The 13420-nt window shown below is 65.6% G+C and carries 12 protein-coding genes; 3 read left to right on the top strand and 9 right to left on the bottom strand.

Annotation, left to right across the window (positions count from 1 at the left end):
• Position 1: 1 nt before the first annotated feature.
• The 4 genes from EPK82_RS04715 to EPK82_RS04730 all read right to left on the bottom strand — a co-directional run bounded on the left by EPK82_RS04715 (position 2) and on the right by EPK82_RS04730 (position 3674).
• Positions 2–1669: an AMP-binding protein gene (locus EPK82_RS04715; protein WP_134675914.1), complete on the bottom strand. Its 1668-nt coding sequence runs from the start codon at positions 1667–1669 to the stop codon at positions 2–4.
• A gap of 148 nt (positions 1670–1817) precedes the next feature.
• Positions 1818–2276 (bottom strand): phosphohistidine phosphatase SixA, encoded by a 459-nt coding sequence (gene sixA / locus EPK82_RS04720; protein WP_037051994.1) that lies wholly within the window; start codon positions 2274–2276, stop codon positions 1818–1820.
• Positions 2273–2620, bottom strand: a complete 348-nt coding sequence (locus EPK82_RS04725; RefSeq protein ID WP_037051991.1) for a DUF4389 domain-containing protein — start codon at positions 2618–2620, stop codon at positions 2273–2275. Before EPK82_RS04725 ends, sixA begins: the two co-directional genes overlap by 4 nt.
• A 31-nt stretch (positions 2621–2651) precedes the next feature.
• Positions 2652–3674 (bottom strand): NAD(P)H-dependent glycerol-3-phosphate dehydrogenase, encoded by a 1023-nt coding sequence (locus EPK82_RS04730; RefSeq protein ID WP_134675915.1) that lies wholly within the window; start codon positions 3672–3674, stop codon positions 2652–2654.
• 204 nt (positions 3675–3878) lie between these two features.
• Here EPK82_RS04730 and EPK82_RS04735 point away from each other — a divergent pair, with 204 nt between their 5' ends.
• From EPK82_RS04735 to fabB, 3 genes are all read left to right on the top strand, one after another.
• Entirely contained in the window at positions 3879–5861 is a 1983-nt protein-coding gene (locus tag EPK82_RS04735; protein ID WP_037051985.1) for a response regulator, read from the top strand.
• Between the two features lie 213 nt (positions 5862–6074).
• Positions 6075–6590, top strand: coding sequence for a 3-hydroxyacyl-[acyl-carrier-protein] dehydratase FabA (gene fabA, locus EPK82_RS04740; RefSeq protein WP_037051983.1), 516 nt, complete (start codon positions 6075–6077; stop codon positions 6588–6590).
• A gap of 11 nt (positions 6591–6601) precedes the next feature.
• A complete protein-coding gene (gene fabB, locus EPK82_RS04745) occupies positions 6602–7822 on the top strand; it encodes a beta-ketoacyl-ACP synthase I (RefSeq protein ID WP_037051981.1) in 1221 nt (406 codons plus the stop codon).
• Between the two features lie 61 nt (positions 7823–7883).
• On the opposite strand, the gene EPK82_RS04750 is transcribed toward fabB, so the two are convergent.
• The 5 genes from EPK82_RS04750 to EPK82_RS04770 form a co-directional block, all read right to left on the bottom strand.
• On the bottom strand, positions 7884–9509 hold the full coding sequence (locus EPK82_RS04750) for a methyl-accepting chemotaxis protein (protein ID WP_134675916.1): 1626 nt from the start codon (positions 9507–9509) through the stop codon (positions 7884–7886).
• Between the two features lie 131 nt (positions 9510–9640).
• Positions 9641–9991, bottom strand: a complete 351-nt coding sequence (locus EPK82_RS04755; RefSeq protein WP_134675917.1) for a hypothetical protein — start codon at positions 9989–9991, stop codon at positions 9641–9643.
• A 1-nt stretch (position 9992) separates the two neighbouring features.
• Positions 9993–10670: a phosphatase domain-containing protein gene (locus EPK82_RS04760; RefSeq protein ID WP_134675918.1), complete on the bottom strand. Its 678-nt coding sequence runs from the start codon at positions 10668–10670 to the stop codon at positions 9993–9995.
• A complete protein-coding gene (locus EPK82_RS04765; RefSeq protein ID WP_047586462.1) occupies positions 10667–11392 on the bottom strand; it encodes a phosphatase PAP2 family protein in 726 nt (241 codons plus the stop codon). The genes EPK82_RS04760 and EPK82_RS04765 overlap by 4 nt, the downstream gene beginning before the upstream one ends.
• Before the next feature lie 19 nt (positions 11393–11411).
• The gene (locus EPK82_RS04770) at positions 11412–13370 is read right to left on the bottom strand and encodes an LTA synthase family protein (protein WP_134675919.1); all 1959 of its coding nucleotides are present in this window, start codon (positions 13368–13370) and stop codon (positions 11412–11414) included.
• Positions 13371–13420: the final 50 nt, after the last annotated feature.

Consider the following 13420-nt stretch of genomic DNA (forward strand, 5'->3'; position numbering starts at 1 on the left):
TTCAGTCGTGCCAGAGCACCGCTTCGCTGCGCTCCTGCCACTCGGCGAAACGCTCGCCGTAGGTGCCCTCGATCACCGCCCGCTTGATCTTCAGGGTCGGGGTGAGGAAGCCGTTCTCCACCGCCCAGACCTCCTTGACCAGGACCAGCCCCTGCAAGCGCTCATGCTGATCGAGACGGCCGTTGACCTCGCTCAGCAGGGCCTTGAGGCTGCTCTCAAGATCGCTGCGGCTGTCATTGGCCGCCTCCTGCCGCCCCATCTCGGAGAGCACGCACAGGGCGATGGGCTGCGGCAGCCCGTCGCCGACCACGCAGACCTGCTCGATGCGCGAATGTTCGCCGATGCGGTTCTCGATCGGCGCGGGCGCCACATACTTGCCCTTGCTGGTCTTGAAGATTTCCTTGATCCGCCCGGTCAGGCGCAGATTGCCCTCGGCGTCCTGCTCGCCCTTGTCACCGGTGCGCAGGAAGCCGTCGTCGGTCAGCGCTTCGGCGGTCTTGATCGGGTCCTTGTAGTAGCCCTGCATCGTGGCGCCACTGCGCACCTGTACCTCGCCGTCCTCGGCGATGCGCACCTCGACGCCCGGGTTGTTCTGGCCGATCCAGCCCTGCTTGAAACTGCCGGGCCGGCATACATGCGAGTAGCCGCAGTTCTCGGTCATGCCGTAGACCTCCTGGATCTCCATGCCCAGGCGGCGATACCAGTTGAGCAGCGCCTCGGGGACGGGCGCCGCACCGGACAACGCGTAGCGGATGGCATCGAGCCCCAGCCCGGCGAGCACCTTGCGCCCGACCAGTCGGCCGATGATCGGCAGCCTGAGCAGACGGTCGAGCTTCTGTGCGGGCATCTTGCCGTACACGCCCATCTGGAACTTGGTCCAGATCCGCGGCACGCCGAACATCACCGTCGGCCGTGCGCGCTTGAGGTCTTCGAGGAAGGTGTCCAGGCTCTCGGCGAAAAAGATCGTCTGCCCGGCATAAAGAGACGCCAGCTCGACGAACATGCGCTCGGCAACGTGACACAGCGGCAGATAGGAGATCAGGCGATCGTCCTCGCCCACGCCGAACAGCGCGGTGGCGTGGCCGGCAGCGAAGCCGAAGTTGGAGAAATTGTGCATCACCCCCTTGGGCATGCCCGTGGTGCCGGAGGTGTAGATGATGGTGGCCATCTGATTGGCCGCCGGCTTGGGGTCGTCCTGGATCGGCGTGCTGCGCTGCAGGTCGTCCCAGCTGTAGTCGAAGTCGCCCGGCGCATGCAGTGGCAGGCTGATGGTCGGCAGGCCCTGCGGCACGCCCGGTGCCATCGCCGCCCAGTCATCGAGCTTGCCGACGAAGGCCAGCGCCGCTTCGGAGTGCTCCAGCACCTGTTGCATCGACTCGGCGGTGAGGTTGGGATACAGCGGCACGGAGACATGGCCGGCCATCCAGATCGCCAGATCGCTGATGATCCAGTGCGCGCAGTTCTTGGAGATGATGGCGATGCGGCTGCCCTGCGGCAGTTCCCGGCTGCGCAGCCAGCTGGCGGCCCGCCGCGCCTGGTCGCCGACATCGGCCCAGCTCAGCTCCAGCAGCTGACCGCCACCCAGCGGCTGCACCATGTAGCGTTTGTTCGGGTGCCTTGCTTCACGTTCGTAGAACAGCTCGAGCGGCAAACGGATTGCATCAGCCACAGGGCTTCCTCCTTGTTGTTTTTGTAGGAATCAACCAAGCACTTGCTTGGTCGACTATTCCACGCAGACACAGGAGGCGCAAGTTAAGAAATGTTTCTCGACAGGACACATCTCGCCAGGGCTTGCGTCAGTCCGCAGCCCTGGCGGATCAGTGCGGATGGATCAGCGCGAGCAGCTCCATCAGCCCCGCAGCCGGGATGTCGCCTTCCAGCTCGGCCAGGCTCGCGGTACGCATCGGCAATGGATCCTGGCGGTGCCCATGCACCAGCAGGCCACCCAGCGCGCCGATCAGGGGCTGGTGACTGACCAGCAGCACCTCGGCTCGCTCGCGCTCGTCGAGGTACTTCAGCACGTCACGCGGGTCGCTGTCGGGCGTCAGCCAGGGCACGGTGTTCACCTTGCCAGCGAAGCCGAGCGTCTCGCGCACCAGCTCGGCCGTCTGCTGAGCGCGCACGTAAGGGCTGGCGACGATGGCTGTCAGTGGCCGGCCAGCGAGCTGGGCGGCCGCCTGCTGCACCTCGTTGCGGCCATGGGCGGTCAGCTCGCGAGCGGCATCGCTCGCGGCCCGAGGCTCGGCCTCGCCATGTCGCAACAGCCACAGCCTCACAGCTTGGGCTCCTCGTCGCGCACCGGATGCGCAGCGGGTGGAATGCTGTGTGCGGCCTCGCCTTCCGGCGCCCGCGGCGTCGGCCAGTCGGCGAACGGCCAGGGCTTCTCGTCGCTGTTGAAGGTGCCGAAGCGACCGATCTGCGCCAGGTACTGGCTCAGGCTGTCGCCAAAGCCCAGCAGGCTGGCGTTCGGTGCGCCGTAGAACAGGCGATAGCCGAGTTGCAGCAGCACCACGGCGCCGAGCAGCAGCTCGGCCAGTTGCCAGACGATGACGAAGATCACCATCCACAGAATGCGCAACAGAATCGACTCGCGCTCAAGCTCCTGTTTTTCATCGCTCATGCTTCAACTCTCCTTGATTGACTTAGCGCTGCTAGAAACCTGCGGTGGGAATGAAGTCGACGTCGGTCTTGGGTTCACCGGCCATCAACAGTTCGATCACCTGAGCCAGCGTACGCCCCTCGAAGAGGATGGCATGCAGGCCCGCGACCAGCGGCATGTAGACGTCGAGCTCTTCGGCACGCGCCTTGAGGACCTTGAGCGTGTTGACCCCTTCGGCCACCTCGCCCAGGCGCTCCACCGCCTCCTGCAGGCTGAGGCCCTCGCCGAGGGCGAAGCCGACCTGATAGTTACGGCTTTTCGGTGACGAGCAGGTGACGATGAGATCGCCGACCCCTGCCAGCCCCAGGAAGGTCATGGGGTTGGCGCCGAGCTTGACGGCAAAGCGGGTCATCTCGGCCAGGGCACGGGTGATCAGCATGCTCTTGGTGTTCTCGCCCATGCCCAGCGCGGCGGCCATGCCGGACATGATGGCGTAGACGTTCTTCAGCGCACCGCCCAGTTCGACACCGAAGCGATCGGCGCTGGCGTAGACCCGGAAGGTCCGGCCATGCAGCGCCTGTTGCACGCACAGGCACAGCGCTTCGTCTTCGCTGGCGATCACCGTGGCGGTCAGTGCGTGGTCGGCGACTTCCTTGGCCAGGTTCGGGCCGGACAGCACGCCGATACGCGCCTGCGGGGCGATCTCTTCGAGAATCTGGCTCATCAGCTTGAAGCTCTTGGCCTCGATGCCCTTAGTGGTGCTGATCAGCATCTTGTTCGCCAACTGCCCGGCCACGGGCTGCAGGGCGTCGCGCAATGCGCTCGACGGCAACGCCACCAGCACCAGCTCGGCCTGCTGCAGCACGCCGGCCAGATCGCTGGTCGGCTCGATCCCGGGGTGCAGCTTCACGCCCTTCAGGTAGCGCGGGTTCTCGCCACTCTGGCGCATCTGCTCGGCCTGTTCAGGGTCACGCATCCACTGCAGGACACGCTGGCCGTTCTCTGCCAGCAGATTGGCCAGGGCGGTACCGAAGCTGCCGCCACCCAGGACGGCAATGGGTTGAAGCTCTGTCATATGTCTTCCGAATGAGGCCATGGGTGATGGCGGTCTGCGCTCATTATACGGAGCCGAGAGTACCCGGCCAGGGCAAAAGTTCAGCACGGACGGGCAGATAGATGGCACAAACGCGAATTACCGCAGAGTGCGCGCGCCTGCCACTGGTAAAGCCCGGCAGCTGCGTTAACATGCCGGATCGACGTCAGTTGCCAAGGACAATTCGTGCCAACAGGCAAGCCTTTGCCCGAGCCCTGCCCGCCACGCTCAGACGCGGCAGCGCCACATCCAACCAGGGACGGTAGGGCCTCGAGGCAACGCCGTGGCTGGAACATTCATACCCGCACGCAACTGATCAGCGTTGGCCCGGCGCTGCTGCTGACCCTGTTGCTGACGGGCTTTCTCACGTTCACGCGCCTGCAGGACCTGCGCCAGGAGCAGGGCCACACCGGCCAGCTGATCGCCAACCAGCTGGCGCCAGCCACCGAGTACGGTGTGCTCAACGGCGACCTGAGCATCCTGGAAAACCTCCTGCGCGCCACCCTGAGCACGCCCGACGTGCGCTTCGCCGAAGTCCGTGATCGCGACGACAACATCCTGGTGTACGTCGAACGCGCCAAGGAACAGGGGCAGAGCACCCCGCAGGTGGAAGTCTTCCAGGCCGCGATTCGCCTGCACGCCTCGCAGACCCGCGAACAGCTGCCGCTGGGCAAGGTGCTTGGCAACGGTTACCTGGGGCGCGTGGTGATCGGCATGTCCAACGACACCTTCAATGCCCGCCAACAGGAAATCCTGCTCAAGGCCGGCGTGCTCTCGCTGGTCGCCCTGCTGCTGACCTTCCTGCTCGCCAGGCGCCTGGCCAGACGCCTGGCCCAGCCGCTAAGCGCCATGGGTCAGGCGCTGGAGCGCATCCAGAGCGGCGACTACCGACCGGCGCTGGTCGAACGCGGCAACGACGAACTGACCGACCTGGCCCGGCACATCAACAACCTCGCCTGTGCGCTGGAACAGAGCGGCCAGGAACAGCAGCAGGCGATTGCCGAGCTGATCCAGGCACGCGAGGAATCCGAACAGGCCAACCGCGCCAAGTCGGACTTCCTGGCGATGATGAGCCACGAGCTGCGCACCCCCATGAATGGTGTGCTGGGCATGCTGCAACTGCTCGAGACCACCAGCCTCAGCGACGAACAGGCCGAGTACGCGGCGCTGGCCACCGAATCGACCGAGCACCTGCTCAAGGTGATCAACGACATCCTCGACTTCTCCCGCATCGAGCGTGGCGCACTGGAGCTGGAAGCCATTCCCTTCAACCTGCTGGAGTTGCTGCAGAGCTCGATCCAGGTGTTCCAGCACAGCGCCCAGCAGCGCGGCCTGCAGCTGCTGCTGGAGAAGCAGGCCGGCCTGGAGCAGCTGGAAGTGCGCGGCGACCCGACACGCATCCGGCAGATTCTGGTCAACCTCATCGGCAACGCGCTGAAGTTCACCGAAGAAGGCCACATCCGCGTCGAGACCCACTGGCAGCCGCTGGATGAGCAGGTGCTGTGGTTCACCTGCGCCGTCCACGACAGCGGCATCGGCATCGACAGCGAACGCCTGGAACACATGTTCGACGCCTTCCAGCAGGCCGACACCTCGATTTCCCGACGCTACGGCGGCACCGGCCTCGGCCTGCCGATCGCCAGGACCCTGGCCGAGCGCATGGGCGGCACCCTGCGGGCAGACAGCCAGCTGGGCAGCGGCTCGGTGTTCACCCTGGAAATCCCGCTGCCATTTCGCACCTACAGCGAACGGCCGCATGACCATGAGAACCTGCCCCTCGGCCAGGACGCAGGCGATGGCCAGGCCGTGCTGCTGGTGGAGGACAACCCGGTCAACCAGACGGTGATCGAGGCCATGCTGCGCAGCCTCGGCTATCAGGTCAGCCTGGTCGGAGATGGCCAGCAGGCGGTGCAGAGCTGCACGCAGAACGACTATGCGGCGATCCTGATGGACTGCCGCCTGCCCGTCATGGACGGCTACGAAGCGACCCGACAGATCCGCCAGCTGCAACAAGGCCAGGATGTGCCGATCATCGCCCTGACCGCCAACGCCCTGCAGGGTGACCGCGAAGCCTGCCTGGCGGCCGGGATGAACGATTACCTGGCAAAGCCGTTCAAACGTGCGGATCTGCAGCGCATTCTGCAACGCTGGCTACCGGTGCGACCTTAGGCCAGTAGCCCTGATGACGAACACGGGTTACAAGGAGAAATTGCAGGGTCTGTGACATTGCGCGGCCAGCGGAGTACAACTGTACTCACTGCGCTGTGACTTTCACCACAACGCAACAGTCTATGACTAGGCTGCCGGCATATGCCCACCGGGCGTGGCCGGCCAGGACGATTCGCCCAGCCTTAGAAGCGTGGGGACAATTGAGGAGCTCGCATGACAAAACAAAACGCCTACACCCGGGAAGACCTGCTCGCCTGCAGCCGCGGCGAACTGTTCGGCCCGGGGAACGCGCAACTGCCCGCCCCCAACATGCTGATGATCGATCGCATCGCTCACATCAGCGAAACCGGCGGCAAGTACGGTAAAGGCGAAATCGTCGCTGAGCTCGATATCAACCCGGACCTGTGGTTCTTCGGCTGCCACTTCGAGGGCGACCCGGTCATGCCCGGTTGCCTGGGCCTCGACGCCATGTGGCAGCTGGTCGGCTTCTACCTCGGCTGGCAGGGCAACCCCGGCCGCGGCCGTGCCCTGGGCAGTGGCGAAGTGAAATTCTTCGGCCAGGTACTGCCGACCGCCAAGAAGGTCACCTACAACATTCATATCAAGCGCACCATCAGCCGCTCGCTGATCCTCGGCATCGCCGACGGCAGCGTCAGCGTCGATGGTCGCGAGATCTACAGTGCCGAAGGCCTGCGTGTCGGCCTGTTCACCTCCACTGACAGTTTCTGAAGGACTTGCACATGCGTCGTGTCGTGATTACCGGTCTGGGCATCGTTTCCTGCCTGGGCAGTGACAAAGCAAGCGTGGCCAGCAGCCTGCGCGAGGGCAAATCGGGTATCCGTTTCAACCCTGCCTACGCCGAAATGGGCCTGCGCAGCCATGTCTCCGGCTCGGTCAACCTGAACCTGGAAGAGCTGATCGATCGCAAGATCATGCGCTTCATGGGGGATGCCGCCGCATTCGCCTACCTGTCCATGGAACAGGCGATCAAGGACTCCGGCCTGACTCCCGAGCAGGTTTCCAACCCGCGTACCGGCCTGATCGCCGGCTCCGGCGGTGCTTCCACCTTCAACCAGATGGAAGCCCTGGACACCCTGCGCGAGAAAGGCGTCAAGCGCATCGGCCCATACCGCGTCACCCGCACCATGGGCAGCACCGTTTCCGCCTGCCTGGCCACGCCGTTCCAGATCAAGGGTGTGAACTTCTCCATCTCCTCGGCCTGCGCCACCAGCGCGCACTGCATCGGCCAGGCCATGGAGCAGATCCAGCTGGGCAAGCAGGACGTGGTCTTCGCCGGCGGCGGTGAAGAGGAGCACTGGAGCCAGAGCTGCCTGTTCGACGCCATGGGCGCCCTCTCCACCCAGTACAACGAGACCCCGGAAAAGGCTTCGCGCGCCTACGACGCCAAGCGTGACGGTTTCGTCATCGCCGGCGGTGGCGGCATGGTCGTGGTCGAGGAGCTGGAGCACGCTCTGGCCCGTGGCGCGAAGATCTACGCCGAAATCGTCGGCTACGGCGCCACCAGCGATGGCTACGACATGGTCGCCCCGAGCGGTGAAGGCGCCGTGCGCTGCATGCAGCAGGCACTGTCCACCGTCGACACGCCGATCGACTACCTCAACACCCACGGCACCTCGACGCCGGTCGGTGACGTCGCGGAAATCCGTGGCGTACGTGAAGTGTTCGGCGACAAGGCACCGAAGATCAGCTCGACCAAGAGCCTCTCCGGCCACTCGCTGGGCGCCGCCGGCGTACAGGAAGCGATCTACTGCCTGCTGATGATGGAGAACAACTTCATCGCCGGCTCGGCCAACATCGAAGAGCTCGACCCGGAAGTCGCCGACCTGCCGATCCTCTGCAAGACCGAGGAAAACGCCAAGGTCGACACCGTGATGAGCAACAGCTTCGGTTTCGGCGGCACCAACGCCACCCTGGTGCTCAAGCGCTGGAACGGCAAGTGATCGCCACCCGGCTGTAAGCAGAACGGCGCCCCAGGGCGCCGTTTTCTTTTGCCGGCTGCGCTCAGACCTTGAAGCGCGCCACCAGGCCGTTGAGGTCCACCGCCAGGCGCGACAGTTCCTGGCTGGCCGCGCTGGTCTGGTCGGCGCCGGCCGAGGTCTGCATCGACAGATCGCGGATATTGACCAGATTGCGGTCGACCTCGCGCGCCACCTGCGCCTGCTCCTCGGAGGCGCTGGCGATGACCAGGTTGCGCTCGTTGATCGAGGCGATCGCCTGGGTGATCTGTTCCAGCGCCACCCCGGCAGCCTGTGCGACCTCCAGCGTCGAGCGCGCACGCCCGTTGCTGCCCTGCATGGAGGTGACGGCGCGCTCGCTGCCGTCCTGGATGCCACCGATCATCTGCTCGATCTCCTGGGTCGACTGCTGGGTGCGGTGCGCCAGCGCCCTCACCTCGTCGGCGACCACGGCAAAACCGCGCCCGGCTTCCCCGGCACGAGCAGCTTCGATGGCGGCGTTGAGCGCCAGCAGGTTGGTCTGCTCGGCAATGGAGCGGATCACGTCGAGGACCTTGCTGATCTCGCGTACACGTTCGGCCAGCTGCTCCACCTCGGCCGCCGTGCTGCCGACGTCGTCGCTGAGCTGGCTGATCGAGTCGACGGTCTGGCGCACCTGTTCGCGCCCCTGCTGCGCGGTGACGTTCGACTCGCGCGAGGCCTCCGAGGTGCTGACCGCATTGCGCGCCACCTCCTCCACGGCGGCGGTCATCTCGTTCACCGCGGTAGCGGCCTGCTCGATTTCGGTGTTCTGCTGATGCAGGCCGCGGGTCGCATCCTCGGTCACCGCATGCAGCTCCTCGGAGGCCGAGGCCAGCTGGTTGGAGGAATCGGCGATGCCCTGGATGGTGCTGCGCAGGCTCTGCTGCATGCTGCGCAGCGCCAGCAGCAGGCGCGCCGGTTCATCCTTGCCCTCGGCCTCGATGTTCTGGGTCAGATCGCCCGAGGCCACGACTTCCGCCACCTGCACCGCCTCGCTCAGCGGCGCGACGATGCTGCGAGTCAGCAGCATGGCCAGCGCGACGGTGATCAGCGCCGCCACCAGCATCATCACGATGCCCCAGACACGTGCCGACTCGAACACCGCGATCGATTGCGTGGCGGCATCGGCGGCGCCACTGCGATTGAGCGCGGCGAGCGCCGTCAGCGCCCGGGAGATGTCATCGGCATGCTGATTGATCGTACCGCTCATGACCCCCTTGGCCTGCTCGAAATCGTCCTGGCGGACGAATGCGGTGATCTTTTCCTGCTCGCCCAGGTAGCCCGTCTTCGCCTGCTTGAAGCGGTCGTAGAGCGCGCGCTCCTCATCGCTGGAGATCAGCTTCTCGTAGTTGGCTTCGGCCTGGCCGAGCTTGGCCCGCAGCTCCTCGACGGTACGCAGGCTGGCCTGTACCGTCGCCGCATCCTGGCTGACCAGCATGCGCAGGGTGAGTGCGCGCAGACGCTGAGAGTCCTGACTCAGCTCCCCCAGCGCCATGACACTGGGCAGCCAGTTGCTGTCGACCGCAGCGGACTGCTTGCGCATTTCGGACATCTGTAACAGGGAGAACATCCCGAGCAGGATCACCAGCAACGCCACCAGACCGAAGCCCAGGGCTGCTCTAGGTGCAATGGACAGATTACGCAGCGACATGTGGCGAAACTCCTTTTACGCACGGAAATCGAGACCTCCGCCGCGTGATCCGGCGGGGGACCTGGGGAAACCGAAGCCACTCCCTGCGTAACTATCGGCACGCCGCGCCAGCGCTTGATAGCGAACCTGCGCTAACGGCGCAGCGCGCTGGCCATCGCCTGCTCGACCTGGTGACGCCACTCCCGGTCACTGCGCTGCTGATCCCGCGCCCAGCGCCAGTCATCGGCATGTTGCACCTGCTCGCACTGGCGAAAACCGTCATCCCAGCCCTGCGCATACAGCGGCTCCCGCTGATAGCGTAGCGGGGCTTTGTCGAACCCGCCCAGCGGGCCGCCCGTCGCTCGTCCGGAGCTGCAACCGGCCTCGAAGCCGTCCACGTAGGTCGGCGGATAATCGGCCGCGAGCAACTGCTCGCGCAGGCTGGCGCAGCCGCCCAGCAGCGCCAGCGTCAGGATGCCGCCGAGCAGGCGCGATGCGCCCACCTCACACGCCCTCGACCAGCGACGTCAGCTTCGCCTTGAGCGCGCAGAGTGCCCAGGGGCTGGTGCTGCAGGCACCGCTTTCGAGAGCGATGCGCAGCGCGCCGACATCGGCCCCGCGGATATAGCGTTCGGCATCGACCATGCGGTCCTCGCCACCGAAGCCTGCGCCGGCCATCTCCGCCAGCGCCTGCTCCTTGCTCCAGCCCTGGTAGATCACCCGGTACATGGCGGCGATCAGCCCCGTGCGGTTCTGCCCGTGCTTGCAGTGGATCAGCACGGCCCCACGACTTTCGCCCTCGCGAATGCTGCGCAGCGCGGCGATCACATCACTGTCGTCGACACGATCAGTATGCATCGGCAAGTGCACCTGGGTGACCTGCGGATCGCGCAGCCATTCAGCGTCGCTGTGCTGGTAGAAATTGACCACCGTGGTCACGCCCAGCCGTTGCAGGGCCGGCCAGTCAGTGGTCTTCGGCAAGGCACTGCGGTACAGCCCCGGCCCCATGCGGTACAGGTTCAGGTGCGGTTCCAGAGATTGCGCCCAGCCCGCCGGGTGAGCCGGCTCGAGTGGCAGCGCGCTGCTGGCGCCCCAGGCCATGCTCAGTGGCAGCGCCAGCAGAGCGCCGAGGAACACCAGTGCGGCAAGACTCAGTCGAGCCAGTTGCAGATAACCTGTCATTGAAGCTGCCCTCCCATCACCAATCGAGCATCCGCGGAGTGAACGGCCGGCGCGCGGTAGAGCACGAGCCGGTAGGTGACCAGGCAGATGACCCAGTCAATCAGCAAGGTCCAGACGTTGTGCGAGAGGAAGTGCGCGCCTTGCAGCATGCGTCCGAGCGAGAACAGCGAACCCAGGCCCAGCGCCACGGCCAGGGCAACGCGGGCGGCCCGTGGGCGGCGATCACGCAGGACGAAGAACAGCGCCAGCAGCGAAAAACCTGCCGAGGCATGCCCGCCCGGCCAGCAGCGCCCGGGCTTGGCCGTGGGGGCCCGCTCGGCGAGCAACGGGGTGAACTGCTCCTGGCCGCCGAACTCGCTGAGGCTCCAGGGGCAATGCATGCCGGTCAGGGCCTTCAGCGGTGTCACCACCGAGGTCGACAGGCCCAGCGCCAGCACCAGATAGCCCAGCGGCCGGCGCCATGCGCGCAGCCTCGTCGGCAACAGGCTGAGGACGAAGCCGACGATCGCCAGCACACCGACGACGATCACGGCCTGCTTGGCGCGGTCATGCAGAATGTCCTCCAGCCAGAAGCTGTGGCGCCCGATGAAGCCCTGCCCCGGTTCGTAGAACAGGTTGGCCAGGGCGAAGTCCAGCGGGGCCGGGTCGATCAGCAGCAAGGCCGCCATCAGGGCCAGGGGGATGCCCAGGGCCAGGCGAAAGTCCAGATAACGCGAAGTCATTGAGGTCTCCTCGGCGGCACTAGCGCTGGCTGACATGCTGCGCATCGCCGCTGTCGGCCTGCCAGGCGATCAGGCGCTTCTGGTAGGCATGGCTGGCCCCCTGGTAGTAGGCGATGTCACGGCGCAGCAACGGGTCGGTGGTGTCGACACGCGCCTCGTGGCTGAGCCCCAGGGCGTCTTCGTGGCGACGCATGCCCTGCTGCGGGCTGAGAATGGCCAGGTCATGCCCGTCGAACAGCCCCAGGTGCTGGTAGTTGCCCAGCAGGGCGCGGCCCGGCGCGTGGTCCTCGCGCAGCACATTGCGACCGAAGAAGGTGGACACATAGTCGAGGTTGAGCAGGCCCATCAGCGTTGGCGCCACGTCGATCTGACTGACGACGTCGGTGTACTCGGCCGGCTTGACGTGCTTGGGCGAATAGACGAACAGTGGGATGTGGTAGTTGGCCACCGGCAGGTCCTCGCGCCCGGCGCTGCCGGCCGTGTGGTCGGCGACGAAGACGAACAGGGTGTCGTCGAACCAGGGCTTGCTCCGTGCCTCGGCCAGGAACTGGCCGATGGCGTAGTCGGTGTACTTCACCGCGCCTTCGCGACCCTCCCCCGACTTGATATCGATACGCCCATCGGGATAGGTGTAGGGACGATGGTTGGAGGTGGTCATCAGTTGCAGGAAGAAACGCTTGCCACTGGCATGATCGGCATCGGCCACCTTCATGGCCTGGCGATAGAGATCCTCGTCAGCCATGCCCCAGGCGTTCTGGAAGCTCATGTCGGCGTCGGCGACGCTGCTCTGGTCGACGATGCGGTAGCCGTTGCCGCCGAAGAAGGCGTTCATGTTGTCGAAGTAGCCGCGCCCGCCATAGACGAACACGCTGTCGTAGCCCTTGGCGCCCAGTTGCTGGCCCAGGCTGGCGTAACCGGACTCGCGGCCGATGCGCTTGACGATCGACCGCCCCGGGGTCGGCGGAATCGACAGGGTGATCGCCTCCAGGCCGCGATCGGTGCGAGTGCCGGTGGCATACAGGTTGGTGAACACCAGGCTGTGCTTGCGCAGCTCGTCGAGGTTCGGCGTCAGCCCGCGAGTGTCGCCGAAGCTCCCCAGGTACTTGGCGCTGAGGCTTTCGATGGTCACCAGCACCACGTTCAGCGGCTTGGCCTTGCCGGGGTTGTCGATGACCCGGCGGATGTCTTCCGGGTCGCGACCGATGAAGCGCGCATTGGCTTCGCTGACTTCTTCGCGCAGCAGCCCCGCCACCGCGCCGTCCGGCAAGGTGGCGTAGAACTGCCGGTAGTCCAGCTCGTTGTTGCGGAAAGCGGCGAAGAACTGATACGGGCCGTTGCTCGCCAGCTCACGCTGATAGGTGTTGCCGCCCAGGCCGCGCGGCGCGTCCTGGCCGACCAGGCCACTGCACAGACCGATTAGCAGGGCCAGCATCAGCACGCCATAGAGCGACCGGCTGAACGGCAGGCGCGGAGCCTGCAACGCAGCGTGCAGGGTGCGACGCAGGGCGAAGGTCAGGCCGATGGCCACGACCGCCAGCAGCGACAGTAGCGGATAGATCGGATAGGACTCGAGGATGTTGTTCACCACCTCCTTGGAGTACACCAGGTAGTCGACGGCGATGAAGTTGAAGCGCACCCCGAACTCGTCCCAGAACAGCCACTCCGCCACGGCGGTGAAGAACATCACGAACAGGCTGACCGCGACCACGCCGACCAGCATGCGCTGGTGCCAGCGCCGGCGCCACAGCCAGGCCGGGCACAGCAGCAGGTACAGCGTCATGGGGATGACGGCGTAGACCAGGAAGCTCAGGTCATAGACCAGGCCGACGCCGTACAGCCCGAACAGGTCCGTCAGGGACACGCTGGCGTCGCCCAGGTGGCTGAGCAGCAGCACGCTGCGCGTCAGGAAGAAGACCGCCAGCCAGGCCAGCAGAATGATCGACAGGTAACGAAGTTGCGCGTAATGGAGCCGAGGCATCGTATGATCCTTGTGGGATGAACGAGCCGAAGTCTGCTCAGTGCGCCGTG

The sequence above is a fragment of the Ectopseudomonas khazarica genome, from assembly GCF_004521985.1.
Classification (GTDB): Bacteria; Pseudomonadota; Gammaproteobacteria; order Pseudomonadales; family Pseudomonadaceae; genus Aquipseudomonas; species Aquipseudomonas khazarica.

Excerpts from the sequence above, each read along its gene's own strand:
- EPK82_RS04725 (WP_037051991.1), bottom strand. The coding sequence starts at position 2,620 with ATGAGCGATGAAAAACAGGAGCTTGAGCGCGAGTCGATTCTGTTGCGC.
- EPK82_RS04730 (WP_134675915.1), bottom strand. The coding sequence starts at position 3,674 with ATGACAGAGCTTCAACCCATTGCCGTCCTGGGTGGCGGCAGCTTCGGT.
- fabA (WP_037051983.1), top strand. The coding sequence starts at position 6,075 with ATGACAAAACAAAACGCCTACACCCGGGAAGACCTGCTCGCCTGCAGC.
- fabB (WP_037051981.1), top strand. The coding sequence starts at position 6,602 with ATGCGTCGTGTCGTGATTACCGGTCTGGGCATCGTTTCCTGCCTGGGC.
- EPK82_RS04750 (WP_134675916.1), bottom strand. The coding sequence starts at position 9,509 with ATGTCGCTGCGTAATCTGTCCATTGCACCTAGAGCAGCCCTGGGCTTC.
- EPK82_RS04760 (WP_134675918.1), bottom strand. The coding sequence starts at position 10,670 with ATGACAGGTTATCTGCAACTGGCTCGACTGAGTCTTGCCGCACTGGTG.
- EPK82_RS04765 (WP_047586462.1), bottom strand. The coding sequence starts at position 11,392 with ATGACTTCGCGTTATCTGGACTTTCGCCTGGCCCTGGGCATCCCCCTG.
- EPK82_RS04770 (WP_134675919.1), bottom strand. The coding sequence starts at position 13,370 with ATGCCTCGGCTCCATTACGCGCAACTTCGTTACCTGTCGATCATTCTG.